This is a genomic window from Janthinobacterium sp. P210005 (genome assembly GCF_036231865.1).
Lineage (GTDB): Bacteria > Pseudomonadota > Gammaproteobacteria > Burkholderiales > Burkholderiaceae_D > Janthinobacterium > Janthinobacterium kumbetense.
In genome coordinates, this window is record NZ_JAZARC010000004.1 from 190,175 (window position 1) to 211,579 (window position 21,405).

General features: G+C 57.8%; 19 protein-coding genes, 1 other RNA gene and 2 pseudogenes. 9 read left to right on the forward strand and 13 right to left on the reverse strand.

Annotated elements, in window-relative coordinates:
* Positions 1-4: 4 nt before the first annotated feature.
* From hisC to gyrA, 5 genes are all read right to left on the reverse strand, one after another.
* Positions 5-1,111 carry a histidinol-phosphate transaminase gene (hisC, locus tag VPH40_RS17460; RefSeq protein WP_328574055.1) on the reverse strand — a complete coding sequence of 369 codons (1,107 nt, stop codon included), beginning with the start codon at positions 1,109-1,111 and terminating at the stop codon, positions 5-7.
* Between the two features lie 44 nt (positions 1,112-1,155).
* The gene (gene pheA / locus VPH40_RS17465) at positions 1,156-2,226 is read right to left on the reverse strand and encodes a prephenate dehydratase (protein WP_077400751.1); all 1,071 of its coding nucleotides are present in this window, start codon (positions 2,224-2,226) and stop codon (positions 1,156-1,158) included.
* A gap of 83 nt (positions 2,227-2,309) precedes the next feature.
* The gene (gene serC / locus VPH40_RS17470) at positions 2,310-3,401 is read right to left on the reverse strand and encodes a 3-phosphoserine/phosphohydroxythreonine transaminase (RefSeq protein ID WP_328574056.1); all 1,092 of its coding nucleotides are present in this window, start codon (positions 3,399-3,401) and stop codon (positions 2,310-2,312) included.
* A 27-nt stretch (positions 3,402-3,428) separates the two neighbouring features.
* The gene (locus VPH40_RS17475; protein WP_251349946.1) at positions 3,429-4,013 is read right to left on the reverse strand and encodes a DUF2059 domain-containing protein; all 585 of its coding nucleotides are present in this window, start codon (positions 4,011-4,013) and stop codon (positions 3,429-3,431) included.
* Between the two features lie 107 nt (positions 4,014-4,120).
* Positions 4,121-6,805 (reverse strand): DNA gyrase subunit A, encoded by a 2,685-nt coding sequence (gene gyrA, locus VPH40_RS17480; RefSeq protein ID WP_328574057.1) that lies wholly within the window; start codon positions 6,803-6,805, stop codon positions 4,121-4,123.
* A 656-nt stretch (positions 6,806-7,461) separates the two neighbouring features.
* On the opposite strand from gyrA, the gene ompA reads away from it, so the two are divergent.
* From ompA to VPH40_RS17515, 7 genes are all read left to right on the forward strand, one after another.
* Positions 7,462-8,172, forward strand: a complete 711-nt coding sequence (gene ompA / locus VPH40_RS17485) for an outer membrane protein OmpA (RefSeq protein ID WP_034782001.1) — start codon at positions 7,462-7,464, stop codon at positions 8,170-8,172.
* Between the two features lie 127 nt (positions 8,173-8,299).
* Entirely contained in the window at positions 8,300-8,995 is a 696-nt protein-coding gene (gene ubiG / locus VPH40_RS17490) for a bifunctional 2-polyprenyl-6-hydroxyphenol methylase/3-demethylubiquinol 3-O-methyltransferase UbiG (protein ID WP_077400739.1), read from the forward strand.
* Between the two features lie 68 nt (positions 8,996-9,063).
* Positions 9,064-9,768 carry an HAD family hydrolase gene (locus VPH40_RS17495; RefSeq protein WP_328574058.1) on the forward strand — a complete coding sequence of 235 codons (705 nt, stop codon included), beginning with the start codon at positions 9,064-9,066 and terminating at the stop codon, positions 9,766-9,768.
* Positions 9,769-9,851: 83 nt separating this feature from the next.
* Positions 9,852-10,212: a transfer-messenger RNA gene (gene ssrA, locus VPH40_RS17500) on the forward strand.
* A gap of 404 nt (positions 10,213-10,616) precedes the next feature.
* A complete protein-coding gene (locus VPH40_RS17505; RefSeq protein WP_328574059.1) occupies positions 10,617-11,606 on the forward strand; it encodes a DNA cytosine methyltransferase in 990 nt (329 codons plus the stop codon).
* A gap of 63 nt (positions 11,607-11,669) precedes the next feature.
* Entirely contained in the window at positions 11,670-11,930 is a 261-nt protein-coding gene (locus VPH40_RS17510; RefSeq protein ID WP_328574060.1) for a helix-turn-helix domain-containing protein, read from the forward strand.
* On the forward strand, positions 11,923-13,539 hold the full coding sequence (locus tag VPH40_RS17515) for a hypothetical protein (protein ID WP_328574061.1): 1,617 nt from the start codon (positions 11,923-11,925) through the stop codon (positions 13,537-13,539). Before VPH40_RS17510 ends, VPH40_RS17515 begins: the two co-directional genes overlap by 8 nt.
* A gap of 411 nt (positions 13,540-13,950) precedes the next feature.
* Here VPH40_RS17515 and VPH40_RS17520 read toward each other — a convergent pair whose 3' ends face one another.
* Both VPH40_RS17520 and VPH40_RS17525 read right to left on the reverse strand, forming a co-directional pair.
* Positions 13,951-14,166 (reverse strand): hypothetical protein, encoded by a 216-nt coding sequence (locus VPH40_RS17520; RefSeq protein ID WP_328574062.1) that lies wholly within the window; start codon positions 14,164-14,166, stop codon positions 13,951-13,953.
* Positions 14,163-14,750: pseudogene (locus tag VPH40_RS17525) on the reverse strand (phage portal protein); the annotation flags it as partial. The pseudogene VPH40_RS17525 and the gene VPH40_RS17520, both read right to left, overlap by 4 nt.
* A 10-nt stretch (positions 14,751-14,760) precedes the next feature.
* On the opposite strand from VPH40_RS17525, the pseudogene VPH40_RS27935 reads away from it, so the two are divergent.
* Positions 14,761-14,937 (forward strand): annotated as a pseudogene (locus tag VPH40_RS27935) (site-specific integrase); the annotation flags it as partial.
* A gap of 145 nt (positions 14,938-15,082) precedes the next feature.
* Here the strand turns inward: VPH40_RS27935 and VPH40_RS17530 are convergent.
* Positions 15,083-16,045: a hypothetical protein gene (locus VPH40_RS17530; RefSeq protein WP_328574063.1), complete on the reverse strand. Its 963-nt coding sequence runs from the start codon at positions 16,043-16,045 to the stop codon at positions 15,083-15,085.
* Positions 16,046-16,713: 668 nt separating this feature from the next.
* Between VPH40_RS17530 and VPH40_RS17535 the strand changes: the two genes are divergently transcribed.
* Positions 16,714-17,133 (forward strand): hypothetical protein, encoded by a 420-nt coding sequence (locus tag VPH40_RS17535; RefSeq protein WP_328574064.1) that lies wholly within the window; start codon positions 16,714-16,716, stop codon positions 17,131-17,133.
* Between the two features lie 13 nt (positions 17,134-17,146).
* Here the strand turns inward: VPH40_RS17535 and VPH40_RS17540 are convergent, their stop codons facing one another.
* The 5 genes from VPH40_RS17540 to VPH40_RS17560 form a co-directional block, all read right to left on the reverse strand.
* Positions 17,147-17,533, reverse strand: coding sequence for a hypothetical protein (locus VPH40_RS17540; RefSeq protein WP_328574065.1), 387 nt, complete (start codon positions 17,531-17,533; stop codon positions 17,147-17,149).
* Positions 17,527-17,895: a hypothetical protein gene (locus tag VPH40_RS17545; RefSeq protein ID WP_305054423.1), complete on the reverse strand. Its 369-nt coding sequence runs from the start codon at positions 17,893-17,895 to the stop codon at positions 17,527-17,529. The genes VPH40_RS17540 and VPH40_RS17545 overlap by 7 nt, the downstream gene beginning before the upstream one ends.
* 380 nt (positions 17,896-18,275) lie before the next feature.
* Positions 18,276-18,728, reverse strand: a complete 453-nt coding sequence (locus tag VPH40_RS17550) for a GTP pyrophosphokinase (RefSeq protein ID WP_328574066.1) — start codon at positions 18,726-18,728, stop codon at positions 18,276-18,278.
* 13 nt (positions 18,729-18,741) lie between these two features.
* Positions 18,742-19,578, reverse strand: a complete 837-nt coding sequence (locus VPH40_RS17555; RefSeq protein ID WP_328574067.1) for a hypothetical protein — start codon at positions 19,576-19,578, stop codon at positions 18,742-18,744.
* 105 nt (positions 19,579-19,683) lie between these two features.
* On the reverse strand, positions 19,684-21,285 hold the full coding sequence (locus VPH40_RS17560) for a sensor domain-containing diguanylate cyclase (RefSeq protein ID WP_328574068.1): 1,602 nt from the start codon (positions 21,283-21,285) through the stop codon (positions 19,684-19,686).
* Between the last annotated feature and the right edge of the window lie 120 nt (positions 21,286-21,405).

The window sequence follows — 21,405 nt, forward strand, 5'->3', positions numbered from 1 at the left end:
GGCGTCAGGCCAGCGCTTTCGTCAGCGCGGCGATGAAGATGGCGTTTTCCTGCGGCAGGCCGATGGAAATGCGCAGCCATTGCGGCAAGCCATAGCTGCCCACGGGGCGCACGATCACGCCCTGTTTCAGCAGCGCCAGGTTCACGCGCGCGCCCGCTTCATCATCGTCGCCCACCTTCACCAGCACGAAATTGCCGTGCGACGGCACGTATTCCAGGCCCAGTTGCGCAAACGCTTCCGTAAACTGCTGGTAGCCGGCCGCGTTGTTGCGCGCGCTTTGCTCGAGGAAGGGCTTGTCGTTCAGGGCGGCAATCGCGGCCGCCTGCGCCAGCGAATTGACGTTGAACGGCTGGCGGATGCGGTTCATCAGGTCCGTCAGCACCGGCTGGGCGATGGCGAAGCCGATGCGCAGGCCCGCCAGGCCATACGCCTTCGACAGGGTGCGCGAGACCACCAGGTTCGGATACTGGCGCACCCACGCCGTCGACTCGTACTGCTCGTCGGCCGACAGGAATTCGTTGTAGGCCTCGTCCAGCACGACGACGACATGCGCCGGCACTTTCTGCAGGAAGGCTTCGAGCTGCGCCGCCGTCAGGAAGGTGCCGGTCGGGTTGTTCGGGTTGGCGATGAAAATCAGACGCGTGTCGTCGGCAATCGCCGCCGCCATGGCGTCCAGGTCATGGCCATAGGCTTGCGCCGGGACGACGATGTGGCGCGCGCCCAGGCCTTGCGTGGCCAGCGCGTACACGGCGAACGAATACTGCGAGTACACGACGGATTCGCCATGCTGCACAAACGCGTGCGCGGCGATTTCCAGGATGTCGTTGCTGCCATTGCCCAGGGTGATCCAGTCGGCCGGCACGTCATAGCGCTTCGACAGCACGGCTTTCAAGTCAAAGCCGTTGGCGTCCGGGTAGCGGCCCAGGTCATCGATGGCGGCGATCATCGCCTGCTTGGCCGATTCCGGCATGCCGTACGGGTTTTCATTCGATGCCAGCTTGACGATGGCTGCCTCGTCGAGGCCGAATTCGCGCGCGACTTCCGCGATCGGTTTGCCGCTCTGGTAAGGGGCGATGGCGCGGACGTATTCTGGACCGATATTTTTAGACATGGTGTTCTTTAAAAAAGTGGGTGATTGTAAGAATAGCTACAGCTTCACAGGCTGACCGGATATGACCCCAGCACCTTGAAAAACGCCGCATTGCTTTGCAGCTCGGCCAGCGCCTGGGCGACGGCTGCGTCGTGCACGTGACCCTCCACGTCGACATAGAAATAGTACTCCCAGCTGCCCATGCGCGCCGGGCGCGACTCGAAGCGCGTCATCGACACGCCGTGTTTCGCCAGGGGCGCCAGCAGCTGGTACACGGCGCCCGCCTTGTTCGGCACGGCCAGCACCAGCGACGTCTGGTCCTTGCCCGACGGCGCCGTCTGCAAGGTGCCCACGACGGCAAAGCGCGTGCGGTTGTGCGGGTCGTCCTGGATATGGCCCTTGACCACGCCCAGCTTGTACTGCGCGCCCGCCAGTTCGCTGGCAATCGCGGCCACCGTGCCATCTTCGCCGGCCATGCGGGCCGCCTCGGCGTTCGACGCCACGGCATGGCGCGCGATGTGCGGGTAATTCTGGTTCAGCCACACCTGGCACTGCGCCAGCGCCTGCGAATGGGCGCAGATGGCGGTGACGCCATCCATGTTGCCGCTCTTCGTCATCAGGCTGTGGTGCACGGCGATCGCCACCTCGCCGCTGATGATGAGACTCGTCTGCAGCATCATGTCCAGGGTGCGGTTGACGGCGCCTTCCGAGGAATTTTCGATCGGCACCACGCCGAAATCCGCCGTTCCCGCCTCGGCGGAACGAAATACTTCGTCGATGGACGCGCATGGCAAGCCTTCCACGGCACTGCCGAACTGCTGGTACACGGCCTGTTCGCTGAAAGTGCCGGCCGGGCCAAGGTACGCCACGGTGACCCGCTTTTCCAGCGAGCGGCAGGACGACATGATTTCGCGGAAGATAGTCTGCACTTCGCGGTCGCCCATGGGGCCGGGATTGCGTTCGGCCACGCCGCGCAGCACCTGCGCCTCGCGCTCGGGGCGGAACACGGGCGCCTGCGTTTCAGCCTTCACGTGGCCCACTTGCTGGGCGATTTGCGCGCGGCGGTTCAGCAGTTCGAGGATTTGCGCATCGATCGCATCGATCTGTTCGCGCAGCGGTTTCAATTTATCGGTCATGGTTGGTTTGTTTCGTCAGCTGTACTTCAATCATGGCCGCGCGGCCTGCGCCGGCGGCGGGCCGGCGCGGTCGTCTAGGCGACTCAGCGTCCGGCAAACTCGTTCAAATAGTTGACCAGGGCTTGCACGCCCTCGATCGGCATCGCGTTATAAATCGATGCACGCATGCCGCCGACGGACTTGTGGCCCTTCAGTTGCAGCAGGCCGCGCTGTTTTGCGCCGGCCAGGAATGCGTCGTTCAGACTTTCATCGCGCAGATAGAACGGGATGGTCATGCGCGAGCGGTATTCTGGGGCGACCCGGTTCTGGTAAAAGTCGTCCGCATCGAGCGCCGCGTACAGCAGCGCCGCTTTCTCAATATTACGCTGTTCCATGGCTGCAACGCCACCCTGGCGTTTGAGCCACTGGAAAACCAGGCCGGCGATATAGATGCCGTAGGTGGGCGGCGTGTTGTACATCGACTCATGTTCGGCCACGATGCTCCAGTCGAAGGCCGACGGGCAGATCGGCAGCGCCTTGCCCAGCAAGTCTTCGCGCACGATGACCAGGGTCAGGCCGGCCGGGCCGATATTTTTCTGCGCGCCGCCAAAGATGACGCCATATTGCGATACATCAATAACGCGCGACAGAATGTGCGACGACATGTCGGCCACGATGGTGGTCCCTGCCGGCACGTTCGGCGCCTGCTGGAATTCCACGCCGTCGATGGTTTCATTGGTGCAGATGTGCAGGTAGGCGGCGCCCGGCGTCAGCTGCCATTCGGAGACCGGCGGCACGCCCGTGAAACGGGCGGCCTTGGACGACGCGGCCACGTTGACGTTGGCGTACTTGGCCGCTTCCTGGATCGACTTGCCGGACCACGAGCCCGTGTGCACGAAGTCCACGGTGGCCGGCTGCTGCGCGGCCAGACCCACCAGGTTCATCGGGATGATGGCGTTCTCGCCCAGGCCACCGCCCTGCAGGAACAGAATCTTGTAGTTGTCGGGCACGGCCAGCAGCTCGCGCAGGTCGGCCACTGCCTGCTGGTAGATGGAAATGAATTCGGGACCACGGTGGCTCATTTCCATCACCGACATGCCACTGCCATGCCAGTCCTGCATCTCGGCAGCTGCTTGCGCCAGCACTTCCTTGGGCAGGACGGCGGGGCCGGCGGAAAAATTGTAGATATGGGTCACGATACGGTCCTTGGCAAAATGAAAATCTTATTGGGGCGACTGCGTGGCCGCCCGCATGACCTGGTCCAGCACCGCATTCACGCGCGGGATCAGCACGCGCTGGCTGATGGCCATCGATTCGGCAGACAGTTGCGGCATGGTGGCCAGCATCTTGCGTCCCAGCGGCGTCTTGTAGAAGGTCGTCAGCTGCTCGACTTCGGGCACCGTGTAAAAGCGCGCGTACAGGGGCACCATTTCGGCGGCCAGTTCGTCGATCAGGGTCGGGTCGGCCAGCACCTGCGTCAGGGTGGCGATGGCCAGGGGGATTTCTTCCTCGGCGCTGGCCAGCGCGCGCGCCTTGCGCTGCTCGTCCAGGTTCGGGTTGCTGCTGATTTGCTGCTGCGCCGACTGGCGGATCATGGCCGGCACCGATTGCAGCATCTGGTCGAAGATGTTGCGCGTCAGTTGCGGGAACTGCATCGCGTCGAGCATGCGCCGCACGGCCACCTTCATGGCGGGGCTGGGCGCCGCCTGGCGGGCGGGCGTGGCTTGCGTGCTCTGGGCCAGGGCCGGCAGGGTCGCAAGGAAGGCCAGCGAAAACGCGGCGAAGAAGGTGGCGACGATTTTTCTCATGGCATGCGGGACTTTACAAAAGCGGGGAACTATCTGGGGATACGCAGGCTAGCGCCGCAACCGGCACGCCAACAGCAATTGGGGCTCCCGAAAGAGCCCCAATCATCTTACTCCGGCTGCGCCGGGTCGACAGGATCGGCCGGTTCAGCCGCTGCCGGCGCGGCCGCAGCCTCCTGGCCCACCTCCGTCGTCAGCTCGACTTCGTCGATATCCGTCTCCACCACGCGCTGCAGGCCGGACAGCTTGGTGCCGTCTTCCACGGCGATCAGGGTCACGCCCTGCGTCGCGCGGCCCATCTCGCGGATTTCCGACACGCGGGTGCGGATCAATACGCCACCGGTGGTGATCAGCATGATTTCATCGCTGGTATCGACCAGGGTCGCGGCAACCACTTTACCGTTGCGCTCGCTGGTCTGGATGGCGATCATGCCTTTCGTGCCACGGCCATGGCGCGTGTACTCGGTGATCGGCGTACGCTTGCCGTAGCCGTTTTCCGTGGCCGTCAGCACCGACTGCTGCTCGTTCTCGGCCACCAGCAGGGCGATCACGTGCTGGCCTTCTTCCAGGTTCATGCCGCGCACGCCGCGCGCCGTACGGCCCATCGGACGCACGTCGTTTTCGTCGAAGCGCACAGCCTTGCCCGAATCGGAGAACAGCATCACATCGTGCTGGCCGTCGGTCAGCGCCGCGCCGATCAGGAAGTCGCCGTCGTCCAGGTCGACCGCGATGATGCCGGCCTTGCGTGGATTGCTGAAGTCCTTCAGCGGCGTCTTCTTGACGGTACCGAGGCTGGTCGACATGAACACGTAATGGTCTTCCGGGAACGTGCGGTTCTCGCCCGACAGCGGCAGGATCACGGTGATCTTTTCGTTGTCCTGCAGCGGGAACATGTTGACGATCGGCTTGCCGCGCGAATTGCGCGAGCCTTGCGGCACTTCCCACACCTTCAGCCAGTACATGCGGCCACGATCCGAGAAGCACAGGATGTAGTCGTGCGTGTTGGCGATGAACAGCTGGTCGATCCAGTCTTCCTCTTTCGTCGCCATGGCCTGCTTGCCGCGGCCGCCGCGCTTCTGCGCGCGGTATTCGGTGATCGGCTGGGCCTTCATGTAGCCCGTGTGCGACAGGGTCACGACCATGTCCTGCGGCGTGATCAGATCTTCCGTTTCCAGGTCGGTCGCGTTCAATTCGATCTGCGAGCGGCGCACGTCCTTGTTGCCAGCGCCGTATTCGTTCTTCGCCGCCGTCATTTCGTCGGTGATGATGACGGTGACGCGTTCCGGCTTGGCCAGGATGTCGAGCAAGTCGGCGATATGTTCCATCACGTCCTTGTACTCGTTGACGATCTTGTCCTGTTCCAGGCCGGTCAGGCGCTGCAGGCGCATTTGCAGAATTTCCTGCGCCTGGTCGTCCGACAGCTTGTACAGGCCATCGCCCTGCATGCCATAGTGCTTCGGCAGGTTTTCCGGACGGTAGGCGTCGATGCCGCCTGGCGTCGAGCCGTCGCCCGTGCGAGCCAGCATTTCGCGCACGACGGACGAATCCCAGGCCTTGGCCATCAGTTCGACCTTGGCGATCGGCGGCGTCGGCGCGGCCTTGATGATGGCGATGAAGTCATCGATGTTGGCCAGCGCGACAGCCAGGCCTTCCAATACGTGACCGCGTTCGCGCGCCTTGCGCAGTTCGAACACGGTGCGGCGCGTCACCACTTCGCGGCGGTGCGACAGGAAGCATTGCAGCATCTGCTTGAGGTTCAGCAGCTTCGGCTGGCCATCGACCAGGGCCACCATGTTCATGCCGAAGGTGTCTTGCAACTGGGTCTGCTTGTACAGGTTGTTCAGCACCACTTCCGGCACTTCGCCCCGTTTCAGCTCGATCACCACGCGCATGCCCGACTTGTCGGATTCGTCGCGGATGTCGGAAATGCCGTCGAGCTTCTTGTCGCGCACGTTTTCAGCGATGCGTTCCAGCAAGGATTTCTTGTTGACCTGGAATGGCAGCTCATCGACGATGATGGCGATGCGGCCGCCATCCTTGCCGTATTCTTCGAAGTGGGTCTTGGCGCGCATGACGACGCGGCCGCGGCCCGTGCGGTAGCCGTCGCGCACGCCGGACACGCCATAGATGATGCCGGCCGTCGGGAAGTCCGGCGCCGGAATCAGCTCGATCAACTCATCGATCGTGCACTCGGGGTTGCGCAGCACGTGCAGCGCACCGTCGATGACTTCGGTAATGTTGTGTGGCGGAATGTTCGTCGCCATGCCGACCGCGATACCGGACGAGCCATTGATCAGCAGGTTCGGGATACGCGTCGGCAAGACCGTCGGTTCCTTTTCCTTGCCATCGTAGTTGGGCTGGAAGTCGACGGTGTCCTTGTCGATATCGGCCAGCAGCTCGCTGGCGATCTTGTCCAGGCGGCACTCGGTGTAACGCATCGCCGCGGCGCCGTCGCCGTCGACGGAGCCGAAGTTGCCCTGGCCATCGACGAGCATGTAGCGCAGCGAGAAATCCTGCGCCATGCGCACCAGCGTGTCGTAGATCGAGGCATCGCCGTGGGGATGGTATTTACCCATGGTTTCGCCGACCACGCGGGCGCACTTGACGTAAGGGCGGTTCCACACGTTGTTCATTTCATGCATCGCGAACAAGACGCGGCGGTGCACTGGCTTCAAGCCATCGCGCGCATCGGGCAAGGCGCGACCGACGATCACGCTCATGGCGTAATCGAGGTAGCTCTTGCGCATCTCTTCTTCGAGGGAAATAGGAATTGTTTCTTTTGCGAATTGATCCATTGGCGGTTCGACTGATCTCAGGCTGTGGTTAACTTATCTGTTACGCAATGTATGACGCAATACTGCATATCCTGGGTGGCTGTCGTCGTGGACGCCGCGCCGCGCGCTGCTGGCGCGGCCCGGCTTCCATGTCGCAGAGTGCCGGAACAAATCGGCGGGCTGGCGGCACGGCCAGTACGTGTACCGCAGTGGTACGCGCTGGCCATGCAGTGCCGCCGTGGGCATTTGCCCGACACTCTTAACAGTCAAGCGCACGATTTTAGCATGCGCGCCCAGCTACCTGTACAAATTGGCCATACCAACAAGATTGGCAGTTTGCACGGGAGCCGTGCAGCCTGACCTTTCGATAATGCACAATGGCAATACCAGTTCAAGACACCTGCCCTTAAAAGAGGCAAAAAAAGCGATCAATTGTTACAGACGCGTTACAAATGGGCATTTTCGTTGCGCAAAAACAACGCGCGGTCTAAAATCGGGCAAGCTTTGATTTAACCACGGTCGTGCGCCCCTGATGCGTGTGGCAAAATGACTGGGAAGTTAATTGCTAGTTTCGCAATCTGAAACGAGCGCATATGGTCTACATGATAAAATCTTGGCACGTAGCACCAGTAGCGCAGTGTTGTTCTGCGGATATCACCCCCCGAAAGGAAAAAAGAATGAATAAATTTGTAACGCTGTTTTTCGCTGCATCCGCAGTGATTGCTGGCTCGGCTTCGGCCCAAACCCCAACCTCCCCACCATTCGCGCCAGTTACCACTGACATCAAAGCACCAAGCCCAAAAAGCGCTTACGTGCAAGATGCCCGCGGCGTGATCGTGCGTGACCCATTCGGCCTGTGCTGGCGTACCGGCTACTGGACACCTGCTGACGCAGTGCCAGGTTGCGACGTGCCACTGTGCGTAGAGCCAGAAACCCTGCAAGACGGCAAATGCGTGGCTCCTCCAGCACCAGTCGTACCAGCACCGGCACCAGTCGTTGTCGTACCAGTACCAGTCGTCGTTGCTCCTACCTCGGAAAAAGTCAGCTTCGCTGCTGATGCATTCTTCGATTTCGACAAAGCCACGCTGAAGCCAGAAGGCAAAGCCAAGCTGGACGAGCTGTCCGCACAACTGGGCGGCATCAACCTGGAAGTCATCATCGCTGTGGGTCACACCGACTCCGTCGGCACCGATGCTTACAACCAAAAACTGTCGGTACGTCGTGCTGATGCTGTCAAAGCCTACCTGGTCACCAAAGGCGTTGAAAGCAACCGCGTGTACACCGAAGGCAAAGGCGAGAAACAACCTGTTGCTGATAACAAAACTGCCGAAGGCCGTGCGAAAAACCGTCGCGTGGAAATCGAAGTTGTTGGTACCCGCAACAAGTAATAGCTGAACCCCTGGACTTGCCGCAAGTCATCGCGCAAGTCAAGAACAGCATGAAAAACCCCGCCACGGCGGGGTTTTTTTTCGTCCGTGGCTGCCCAATTGTAAAATTGCCGCTATTATTCGACCTATGAACGCCGACCCTCTCGAAATCCAAAAATTCAGTGAGCTGGCCCACCGCTGGTGGGACCCCACTTCCGAGTTTCGTCCCCTGCACGAAATTAACCCCCTGCGCCTGGAATGGATCAACGCGAAAGTGCCGCTGGCCGGCAAGCGCGTGATCGACATCGGCTGCGGCGGCGGCATCCTGGCCGAATCGATGGCCCGCAAGGGTGCCGACGTGACGGGCATCGACCTGTCCGACAAGGCCTTGAAAGTGGCCGACCTGCACAGCCTGGAATCGGGCGCCAAGGTGCGCTACAAGCTGATCGCCGCCGAAGCCATGGCCGAGGAAGAGGCTGGTCAGTACGACGTCGTGACCTGCATGGAAATGCTCGAGCACGTGCCGGACCCCGCCGCCATCGTCAAGGCTTGCGCTGCGCTGGTAAAACCGGGCGGCCACGTCTTCCTGTCGACCCTGAACCGCAACCCGAAAGCGTACCTGTTTGCCATCCTGGGCGCCGAATACCTGCTGCGCCTGCTGCCGAAAGGCACGCATGACTATGACAAATTCATCACTCCTTCCGAACTGTCACAATACGTGCGCAGCGCCGGCCTGGACGTCAACAGCATGCGCGGCATGGGCTACAATCCGCTGACCAAGATTTACTCACTTAATAGCGATACCAGCGTCAATTATCTGGTGGCCTGCACCCGGCCGCTGTAACCATCACGCACAATACAAGGCGGCTGCGGCCGCCATTTTTCATTCCTACTTGACACACTTTGTCCGCCATGATCACTGACCATCTGCCAGCCCCGCGCGCCATCCTGTTCGACCTCGACGGCACCCTGGCCGACACCGCGCCCGACCTGGCGGCGGCCATCAACCTGCTGCGCGCGCGCGCCGGCCTGGCGCCGACCCCGTATGACGTCCTGCGCCCCACGGCCTCGGCCGGCGCGCGCGGCATGATCGGTGCATCCTACGGCATCGGCCCCGGCGAAAGCGGCTACGAAGCCCTGAAAGACGGCTTCCTGAACAATTACGAAGCTGCCCTGGCCGTGGAAAGCCGCCTGTTCGACGGCATCCCTGCCCTGCTGGAAGGCCTGCAAGCCCTGGGCCTGGCCTGGGGCGTGGTCACCAACAAGGCCGCCCGCTTCACCGACCCGCTGGTCGGCCAGATCGGCCTGGGCGCCGCCGGCTGCGTGATCTCGGGCGACACCATGGCGCACCCGAAGCCACACCCCGCCCCCCTGCTGGAAGCGGCGCGCCGCCTGGACCTGGCGCCGGAAGACTGCTGGTACGTGGGCGACGACCTGCGCGACATCCAGGCCGGCCGCGCCGCCGGCATGCGCACGGTGGCCTGCGCCTGGGGCTACTGCGGCCCCGTCGAACCGCAGCACTGGAACGCCGACCACCTGCTGGATACCCCGCATGCGCTGCTCGAGCTGGTCAGCGCGGTGGTGAAGGCGGCGCAGGCGCGGCAATTGGCGGCATAAATCGGCCCGCGCTTGATCTGGCACGCCAGCAAGCGAATGCACCATGCAAGAGTGGGCGGATTGCGCTACAATGAAGGTTCTGTGGGGACGACCTGGTTTCGACGTGGGTTGCAAAGCAGCGCAGGGCATACCGAGGGCGGGCTACCTCGTAAATACAACCTGAAAAAACTTAACTGCAAACGATAACTCGTACGCACTGGCAGCTTAATCGCTGTTAGCTCTAGAACACCTCGTCCCTGGGGTGGGCCGTCAAAAGCTCTAGAGTCATTTACAGGGACTCGTCGTATGCTGGGTTACTTAGCGTCCGACTAAATAATAGGTAACTCGCTTGCCCATAACGTGCACATCCGTGCTGGCTGAGTTAAATTAAATGATAGTGCTAAGTATGTAGAACTGTCTGTGGAGTGCTTGCGGACGCGGGTTCGATTCCCGCCGTCTCCACCACTGAATTGTTTAGAATCAAGTAGTTAGCAAGAAGAAGGCTGTCATTATTTGGGTTGTTTTTGGGCTGTTTTAGCCTAGGAATGACAACAAAATGACAGCTTTTTTTTGTTCGCCAGAATGTGTTGCCACACTTGCTAAATACGCGGAGTTCATCTTCTGCTATATTGATTCATCCTCATTGAGCCAGGCATCGCAGCACCTCAAAGGGACTAAGTCCAACTGTAGCCATCAGGCATTTTCAGCCTTGAAGAACCAAACGTTGCGAAAGACGATGACTGGATGTCACGACAAAAGTCGCGGCATCACAGAAGGATTTGGCGTTGGCAAGTGCATAGCCTAACAATACCCGCCAAGACCGGCATTAGATGTACCAGCATTCCTGAAATAGCATATCTAGAATCATTATGAAAAAACCAACAAGTGTCGATTTATTTGCAGGCGCAGGGGGACTTAGCCTTGGTCTTGAAATGGCTGGATGGGACACAAAAGTTGCGTCCGACTTCGACCCTCGAGCCTGCGCCACTTATCGCAACAATTTCCCGAATACTGAAGTAGTTGAAGGCGATGTTCGCAAAATTGACTGGAAACCATTACGAGGAAAAATAGATCTCGTTGCTGGAGGTCCTCCATGTCAGCCATTTTCTGTTGCAGGAAATCAAAAGGCTGCCAATGATATGCGCGACATGCTGCCTGAGTTTGTCCGTGCCGTGCAAGAAATCAAGCCCAAAATGTTCCTGATGGAAAATGTAGCGGGACTTGCTTCGGTTCGACATACACCTTACTTGCAGGAAAAAATCGCCATCCTTGAGGCACTTGGCTATGAGGTCGAGTACCAGGTTTTAAATGCTGCAAAGTTTGGTGTGCCACAGGATCGAAATCGCGTAATTGTGATTGGTTCCGCGCGCTCCAATCCGATATTCCCCACGGCAACACATGGCACAAAAAATCGTCCATTTAAGTCTGCTCGAGAGGCAATCATGCAAGCGTCCGCCGATGCTCCGAATCGTGCCATTGTGACGTATGCCAAGGCCCCTGTCCTGCGCCCAAGCCCCTGGGCTGGCATGCTGGTCAATGGCGGTGGTCGACCAATTAACCTTGACCTACCCTCGCAAACTATACCTGCTTCGGCCGGCGGCAACAGAACGCATATCGTTGATGAAAATGGTGTTCTGCTTGAATATCATGCACATCTTATGAACGGCGGAACCCCAAAAGCAGGACTGGTCGAAGGCGTCCGTCGCTTAACAGTTCGCGAGTCTGCAAGCTTGCAATCATTTCCTGAGAATTTTCAGTTTAGTGGTCTAACGAGCGCGCAGTACAGACAAATTGGCAATGCCGTCCCACCTCTTTTGGCACGTGCGGTAGGTAAAGCCTTAATCAGAGCATTGGGTTAGCTCGAGCATGAGGTGACTCATAGTCCGTGGACATAAAGTCCACATGAACATGATCATGTGTTCATGAGCACCTCACATAGCATTGACCCAAAAATACAATTTGGCCTTCGTCTCCGAGAGCTAAGGCTAATTGCCGGACTTTCACAGGAAGCGCTTGCTGATCGCGCTGGACTTGATAGAACGTACATTAGCAGTTGCGAGCGAGGTCGACGAAACGCTAGCCTCGAGGCACTGCACAAGCTTAGTGGTGCACTGGGCGTTGAGGCGTCTTCGCTCTTGGAGACTCCCGGCTCTGCAAGTCATGGGGGGCTTTCAGATGCCTAATCCCGCCTATGTTATCTCTTGCTTACGCATGCTTCTTTTACCCATGCGGGTCGAGAAAGAACTGCAATGTTCTGTAGCGTTTGAAGCAACTCTCGTCGGCATGGGTATCATTGAGGCTGACTTTCGTGCCTGGGTTGAACTGCAAACTGGAACCTGGCGAGACTCAGGTGCTCCATCAGCTGAATTCTGCATAGCAACACAAGCTGTACTTCGTGCAGCAGACTCCGAACATGGTCTGGTCCTAGCGGATAAGTATTTCATTATCCACCGTCAGCTCATTTCTGAACACTTCATGTCGCACGAAGAGGCCAGAGCATTTCTAACAAATGCTTTTCTGATGGCCGATCTCGCCCAGCTTGAGAGACTCTCTGGCGCTCAAATTTCAAGGCTACTTTCCCAGGGTCATGAACAATTAAAATTTAGTCGGCAGTCTGTTGGATATCTTTTGGAGTCGTTGGGCCGGACCTGCTCACTTTCAGTTGAACAAGTAAAGCTTCTTTACCAAAGCGATACTGAGTCGGAAATTTCAGTATTTGCCGACTCTGACATGAATGCTTCTGCCGAAATAGTTGCTGGATCAGCTACTTTATTAGGGTTTCCGTATGACATAAAGGAAGCCTTGGGAACACTTTGCCCTGCAGATGACCTTGCATACTTCCCGCCATATTTACAAATACTTCACTATCAATGCACGATAGCGGAGTTTTACGACCATGCTGCCACAGACATGTACGAGTTCAGCCCAAGGGGCAACGCGGCGCTTTGGCTGTTTGCACAGTATCCGGATGCACTCTCAACAGCCGGAAATCCGTACCTGAACAACCTAAAGTCAGTGGGCAATCTAGATGATTCCTGGGTACGAAGTAAAAAACTCAAGGCACGCCCTGGCGCTAAATCTCTCCTGGATATTTTGAAAGGATTGGAGTCATTACGCTTCGCAGCTAGGCGAGAACTTGCAAAAATTCTGCGGCTTTGGCTACACAGGATCATGCGCCTAAGTGCGCCGTTATTTGTACCTCTTCCGGACGCACTGACACCAGTCCAAGTTTCATCGCTATTGCGACGTATTACACTTGGCAATACGGCTACGTTTGGAGTGTTGGAGCAACGGGTCGTGGATGCAATTTCCTCGTCAATGCACTTACCTGCAGATGGCTGGCGCAGTCGAGGCCTTGGTGACTCTGTGAATACAACGAATGTCAGCCGAAGGAAACTAGGGGATTGTGATTTCCAAGATGCTGCAAATAGAAAAATCATCGCTTATGAATCCCATGGTGGAGAACTGACCGACGTTTACGTTGATGAGCACTTACGAACACTTAGCAAGGTGATTTCCCTGAGATCCGATGAGCTACAAGGCGTTGCTGAGTTGGCTGAATGGAATTTGACGGTTGTTTTTTCGGCTCACCGCATTTCGCTCCGTGAACGCCCTCCAATCAAAATAGGAGGGGTAATGGTCACACTCAAATTTGAAACCTTCACCGATTTTATTGAGGTCGTTGACCCAGTGCAACCCGACTGGGATATGTATCTACTCACCCCATTGAAGCAATCTAGAACTCCCAATGAAACGAGAGAAATATTTCGTGAAATGGCAGAAATAATTTAGTCATTACCCACAACGCTCCTGGGCAACGCAACCTCCAAAGTGTACTGAGGTTGCTTTTCCGTCAAATAAAATATCAGCGAAATCCCTGCAGAATTGGGGGAGCACAAAACCGCTCAAAGTGCGTCAAAATGCGTCAAATCGCATACCCCCTCTTCGCCCCGCCGCGCCAGTCCTCATGCGCCTTCGGCCATGGCGCACATTTGAGTCAAAAGACCCCTAACTAGCGGGCAGGTGTGGAGGGGGGACAACTGCGCGCGCCGGGCCGAAATGGGCTGTTTTCTTGCTCCAAGGGCAACATCATTCGTCGGGACGTGAAAAAGCCGCCTCATGGGCGGCCTGTGCGGTGGCTAGGGCGCTCTGGCGCGGCTGGGCTATCGCGGCCCGGCCCTGCCGGCTAACGCGGCGTGACAGTCATCCTGGGCAGCCGGCGCGCACCTTGGCCGCCTGCTCCTTCTCGTAGTCGTCGCGGCAGTCCGCATCGCAGAACAGCAGCGCGGGCGCCAGCGGCTCGTCGCAGTAGTGGCAGCAGCCATGCGCCACCAGGCCCGGCCGGCGCCGCACGGCGGCCAAGCCGCGCGCCACCTCGGCGAAGATGATCTTGTCCGTGTTGTCGACGTGGTCGCTCATGCCGCGCCCTCCCCGCCTGTGGCCAGGTCATACGGGGCGAACTTCACCACTTCCACGCCGGCCCATTCGTTAATCGCCATGAACTGCGACTGCAGCGGCACCAGCTCATTGCGCGCGAAGACTCGCGCGGCCGGTTCCACGGCACCGAAGCCGCCTGCATTGTTCGGCAGGATGCCCATGAGCTGGGGCGGCACGCGGTGCGCGGCCAGTTGGTCGTCGCGCGTGACGCTCTTGATGTTGAAAAACTCGTCCTTGGCGGCCACGTCCGACACCGGCAGAATCTGGATACCGTCCTTCTTGCCGTTCGGCGCGTACATGAACAGGTTGCGGAAGTTGCCCGGCCCCTTGCTGTCGCGCATGGCCTGGCGCAGGTTGTCCACGTCCTGGGTGTTGGCGGCGGCGTCCGTCATGTAGAACACGAAGCCGGCGTGCGAGCCGTTCTTGTAGTACTTGCGACGAAACAGGGTGGCGGCCTCGTTGAGCCAGGCCGATTGCAGCGCGCTCAGGTACTGCGGCACGCCGTACAGCTCCTGATTGACGTCCGGTTCCATCAGGTGGAACACGCGGCCCTTGTTGAACTGGTGCACGGCCTGGTATCAGACACGGCACACCTATGCCAGCATGATGCTATCGGCCGGTGAACACCCTATTTGGGTGGCAAAACAGATGGGGCATGCTGACTGGACGATGATTGCCAGGGTATATGGGAGGTGGATGCCGGATGCTGACCAGTGTGCGGGCTCAAAGTCCGAAAGTGTTTTCGGCGTCTAAAACTAGCAATATCGGTTAGTTTTCATCCTGCCCTACTTACCCAAACTATGGGGCTGAAATGCCCCAAAGCAGGTTGTTTAACGGAGTATTTCAAACCTGAACATCCCTAACCTTTTCCATGAACATCAGCTCTTCAAAGAATTAGTCAAAAATCGTCTTCGTCATCATAAATTTCGCCCAAGTCCTCAGGTTGACTAAAATCAACGCCACCCATAGCGATAACGTTTAATGTCTCGAATCTCAGCTTTCTGGTATCCGAATCCAGGTTTTCATAGTGGTACTCCAACTCGTCCATCACACCAGCTGGAGGTGGATTTAATTTGAAACAACTAAGGTAATCGTCTAACAACGCTGGATCGAAATCCAGCGGAACAATCTCTTTCAAGTAGTTCAAATAGCCCGTTGTAGGGGCTGTATTCATGAAAAAAATCAACAATTCCTTCCACAAAACATCCTCATTACGGATATCCGCCGTCCCCAAAAAAACACGCGCTGCCTTCGATTCGAGCCGTAGTTCGTATGTATACAATCCAAGGGCACTGGATCGCTCGGTGATAACTTTGTAGATCGTTTGTGAAATCTTCAATACGGTACGCCTGATAAACGATCTGTAGTTGTCTTCATTAGGCGTGCCAAAAATCTCTCTATCAACAATTTCTATGTTTAGGTGCTTACTTAGCAATCCGCAAATCGCTGAAGCTTCCTTCTTTCCCTCATACACCGAATTGAGAGAAAACCGATCATATCTTACTGATTTGTAGAAGGTACTCAAGAGTTGCAGGAGATCATTCTGTGGCTTGCCGAAATTGATCAGGACACTTTTCCGCACGCGCGCCAACAAGTCCAAGTGGCTGTGTGTGATCAGTGACTTCTCTAGACTGATCTGATCGGTAGTTTCAGTATGCTCGTGAAGCACAATAGCAATCTTTAAGAGTCGCTCAATGCCAACTGACAAGTTATAAAGGAATTCGAAAAGCTCTTCGCTGTGATTAAGCACCTCAAGCTCATGAAAACGACGCAAGCCGTTATAGATGAATGAGCCGGAGATGTGCACTTCTTCGCCAAGTCTAAAGTTCTTCCACAAATCCGATTTGTTCATTTCTATCATCAACGTGCCTCTAAGGTCAGGTAGTTCAAGCTGCTAGTGGTCGAAAGATCTACATGGATTCTCGCCCATCAATCATAGAAGAGGTAAGCATGTCTGATCTAACAAACAATTAACGTAGCAGGTCTATTGTCTGCATTTTGACAGCAAAACCGTCAAGATACCTAAGAAACCTTGGTTTACGGTAGGTTCGATTCCCGCCGTCTCCACCACTGAATAAATAAAAGGGCTTCCCCGTTTTGGCGGGGAGGCCCTTTTTATTTATTCCATGCATGCAGAGCGCGGGCGTCGAATCCGCGTCCGGTACGGGCGCGGGGGTTTTGCGGGGCTTCGGCGAGCGCAGCTCGGCGCCGCAAAACCGGGTTGCGCTTGCAAGCGCAACCCTCTCCGATTCGTCTGACTAGGTTTTGCGCCGCAGGCGGTTTTTCCTAGCGACAACATGAACTGCTCAGGCCGTGTACGAATGGCGGACCTGCCCCTCGCCCTTTAGCCGGTAAAATCATACGCAAAGGTGGCCTGGCAAGCCACGCCGGCGCGAGAAAAAAATAGCAAGCAAGACTACAAACACGGCCAGCGAGCCATATTCAGCAAAGACAAGACTATCCAAGTAACCAAACAGAAGGGCCAACTGATCTGCGCTATCTCAAGGCATTGGCAGAGAAACCCAAACCATGAAAATTGCTCGCATGCTTTCCTCCAGTTTCCTCGTGCTAGCCGTGGCCCTCGTCGTCTATGGTCTTTTCGGCCTCTCCCGTTTTGCCTGGTACACCGGCGCATACTATGATGAGCGCATGATCTTGTTCGACCACGGCTTCTATCCTTTTGCGTGGGGTATCGCGCTGCTGCTGATGGGACAAATCGCCCGCTTGCACCATCGTCGACCGGCCATGCTTCTCGCCGCGGGTGCCGCACTGTTGCTCCTTGTCTGGAAACGAGCAACCGTGCCCGGTGCCATCACCAATCAGCAACTTTTCCCCGATCCAGCTTTACTGGAGGGAATGATTGTTACCGCTGTCGTGGTCTTCGTTTTGGCGCTGATAGACCGCCCCGTCGAACAAGCCATCCGCAAAGCTCTTGCTCGTACCCGGTGACCGGTCGCCCCCATTACTCCCCACACACCGCCCCACCCACCGCTCCCCCGATACTCAAGCCCGTCGACAAATCGAAACCAAAATCACAGCGATAGCCATCTTTCGGACGATGCCGGCACAGCAGCATGTCACGATTGCGAATGCGTATTTGCGGGTCGGGGCAGCCATCGCGCATATCCGGCCCGATGGCGTCAAACATGTCCTTTGCAGCGGCTCCCGTCAAACGAAACGCAACTTTGGTATCGCCCGCAACCGGTGCCACGGCATCGTCGAGATATGCGCCATAAATCGCGTACGCCCCTGAAAAATCCTTTTGCACGAATTCCCATACGGCCCTGGCCTGGTGCGCCAACAACAAGCACAGTAGCGCGACGAATAGCTGGCTGGCGCGCCTCAGCATACGGAGCCGCCGATACTGCGTCCGCTCAGAAGGTCAAAACCGAAGTCGCAATGGTGCCCATCACGGGGATGATAGGAGCAGCGCACTTCCGCCCGCTGGCGCAGGCGATATTCGCCATCCGCGCCGCACGCATTGCGCAAGTCCGGCCCCATCGCATCGAATAGCTGCTTTGCCGCCTTGCCATCGATCCAGAATGCAATGCGCTTGTCTTTACCGGTCGACGGTTGCGGATCGCTCAGGCCTCCGCTATAGATGGCATAGCGGCCTTTGAATGACTGGTAAGAAAATAACCATTTGGGAGCGGACTGAGCCATGGCCATAGCAACGACAAGGAGCGGAAAAACAGCGAGAATGCGTTTCATGTCATCCGTCCCGCTACTTAATCGTGACGTGAAAATGGTCGTCGTGATGTATGAGTGGTCTTATCCGGGGGATAGTAGGGTCATTAAAATAAATAACTTGGACAAAGCTGAATTCAAAAAATATGCGGATTAGCTGCGCCGTTGCATCGCGATGCATACTGCCTGTCAAACCTTGTTGCGCATTTTATTGACGATGTCTCGCGCCGCAGTAATTGGCGAGAATCTTCGCATGATCGCCCAAAAATGCACACTCGACAATTTTTGCCGTAATGCATTCCCGAAGCATTGCGAAGGATCAAATCCCTGTACGTTAATGGCGTTATCGCTAGTTGCAGCCATGACATTGGACCAGCACAAGATCGCGCCGCGTCACTTTGAAACTAAAGAACCTCTCCCAGCAAATACCCCATCGCCCTCCGATACTTCTCCACCCTCTCCAAATCCTTCTGCGTCGGCATATCTATCCTCGACAAATCGCTGTTCTCGGCCAGATCCGCCAGCTTGACGGCCTTGCCGACCGGATTCAGGGCCGCGCGGGCGATGAAATCCTCGTACGACTCGCCCTCGATCTTGGTCACGGCGCGCACGCCGTCGATGACTCCCCGGGAAAATCCTTCGCGCGCCAGGTCGTCGAAGGTGATTTTTCCATCGCTGTCTTCCACCACATCATGCAGTACGGCGACAATTTGCTGGGCGCCAGGGGCGACGCGCAGCATGACGCGCAAGGGGTGGAGTATGTATGGCGCGCCGCCCTTGTCCTTCTGGCCGGCATGGGTGGCGGCGGCGATTTCAATCGCGCGTTCCAGGGTGCCGCGTCTTGCGTGTTCACTCATGTTTATTCCTTGTTCACTCCACGTTGGTTGCTGACCCCGTTGTGCGCCAGCCGCGGCGCTGCAAATGGCAAACGCTGCTGCACAGCAAGGCTGGCACCAGTAAATTGAACACCGGTATCAGCATCAGCAAGCACAGCAGCAGGCCCAGGGCAGCAATCGCCGGACGCTGCGCGCGGCGCAACGCCGCTTGCTGTTCTGCGCCGAGCACGTCTTCGGCCGCTGCGCCGTAGATCATCCGGACATTCCAGGCCAGCAGGTACGAGACCAGCACGCACATGGCCCACACGGGGATCAGCAGGGAAAGCAGCAGCAACAGGCGCCGCCAGACGGGGCGCGGGGAGGACAGCTCCAGGCCGGCCGGAGGTTGCCACGGAGCATAGCGGCGTGCCGCCACAGCCTTGGCCCGTTCCAGCAACAGCCAGCGCAACGGCAAGCGCGCCGTGCCGATGGCGCCGACGATAAAGACCATGACATAGAACAAGGTGGCCAGCGCCAGCAAGGCCAGGGCGATCTGGCCTATCGACAGCAGGGCCTTGGCGGCGCTGCCCAGGCCGCCGGCGATATTGCCCATCTGCGAGAGCGTGGCAGGCCCGTTGGCCAGTGTCCCGACGCCATCCATCACGCCCAGGCCCAGCAAGCCGGTAACCGACACCAGCGCCAGCATGGCGCTCAGCTCGACAAAAAAACGGCCGAAGCAGCCATACAGTCCCAGCCATAGCGCCACGACCGCCATGCACCACAGCGCGGAGCGCCACCACAGCCCCGCATGACGCGCATCGCGCACTCCCAGGCCGATGCACGTGAAGGCTTCCCGCCAGGCCAGCAGCCAGGTTTGCAATGTTTGTGTCACGCTCAGGCGTACTCCGCAGTGAAGGGGCGGATACGTCGATCCGGATGTTGCCGATTGTACATGAACAAGGCTTGCGCACGCGCCCCCCTCCGCCGTCAGCAATCGCTATCGAAACGCAAAAGCAGTCGCGTCCTGCTCGGCCGGTTCGCAAGGCGAGGCATAACAGACTTGATTTCTGCCGGATGCCTTGGCCTTGTACAGTGCCGTATCAGCGAGTTCAACCAGTTCGACTGCCTGGTTTTCCAGGTGCGTCGGCATGAAAGCCGCCACGCCGACGCTGACCGTCACCACGCCCAGGGGATTGCCCCGATGTTCGACGCCCAGCGATTGCGCTGCCTGGCGAACGCCTTCCGCCACCGCCAGGGCGCCCGGCAAATCCGTTCCAGGCAATAAAATGACCATTTCCTCGCCACCATAGCGTGCCGCCAGGTCGCCCGGCCTGCGCATGCTGTAGCCGACCACTTTGCCGATTTTTCTCAGGCACTCGTCGCCGGCCACATGGCCATAGATATCGTTGTATTGCTTGAAGAAGTCGACATCGATCAACACCAGCGCAAGCGAGCCGTCTTCACGCTGCGCACGGCTGAACTCGGCAAGCAGCGACTGGTCGAAGTGGCGCCGGTTCGCCAGCCCCGTCAAGCCATCCTGGTTGGCAAGGCGGGCCAGGGTTTCATTGATCAATTCCAGCTCATTGCGCGCCTCGAGCAATCCAGCCTCGCTCTTGACCCGCAAATCGATTTGCCGCACCACGCGGTATCCGATGAAGGCAATCAGCAGCACCAGCACGCCACCCACCGCGTTCTGTAAAATCGTGTCGAGACGCCACGAAGCGAGGACTTCATCCTGTGACAGTGCGGCAGAGACCACCAGCGGATATTCCTCGACCCTTCGATAGCTATTGATACGCGTCACGCCATCGACGCCCGACTTGATCACGGCCGTGCCAACGGGACTTTTGGGCAAATAATCGTGGAACACGGGGAATTGCGAAATATCGCGTCCCAACAGGCTTTCATCGAAAGGCCTTCGCAATAAAAGAATGCCTTTTCCATTCGCAATGAAAATGGCGCCTTTTTTCCCTATCGAAAAGCGTTCATAAAACAGCCTGAAATAATTCATGTCGATGGTCGCCAGCGCCACGCCGCCGAAACTTCCGTCGGGCATATTGATTCGCCGCGATACCGTGACTATCCATTGCCCCGTTGATTTGCTGCGCACGGGAGGTCCGACATAGGGCCCCCGGTCCTCATGCGTTCGATGGTAGTTGAAATAATCCCGATCAGAATTATTCAGATTGCTCAACAGCGTTTTCTGCGAATTCACGAGCCAGCTGCCATCCCTCGCATAGATGAAGATGCCGTGCAACTGGCGCAGCTCGGCGACACGGGCGACCAGCAATTTGTGCATGCGGGCCAATTCGCTATCGGAAACACCGTCTGTTTCCACCCGCTCCACCAGTCCGACCAGCACCGTATCGGCTTCCTTGATGGTGTCATAGGCATGCTGCGCAACAGATTGCGCCAGATTGGCGCTTTCGCGGGCCGCCTCACTCAGCTGTACTTCCCGTGCGCGCAAGGTCATCCAGAACTGGATCGCCAGGAGCGACAGGCACACCAGCACGACAAATGAGATGGCCAGCGGCAGTAAGGAAAAACCACGGAAACCTGCTCCCAACAAGCGTGGCGGCAAGCTGCGTGACCTGATCATGGCGACACTCCCGGATTGACATGCCGCAAAGTGTGCACCAAATAGGCAGCAACATACTCACACATCGTCACAAACAAGATACAAAAAAATTACCACTGCACTTGCCAGGGAGCATGGATG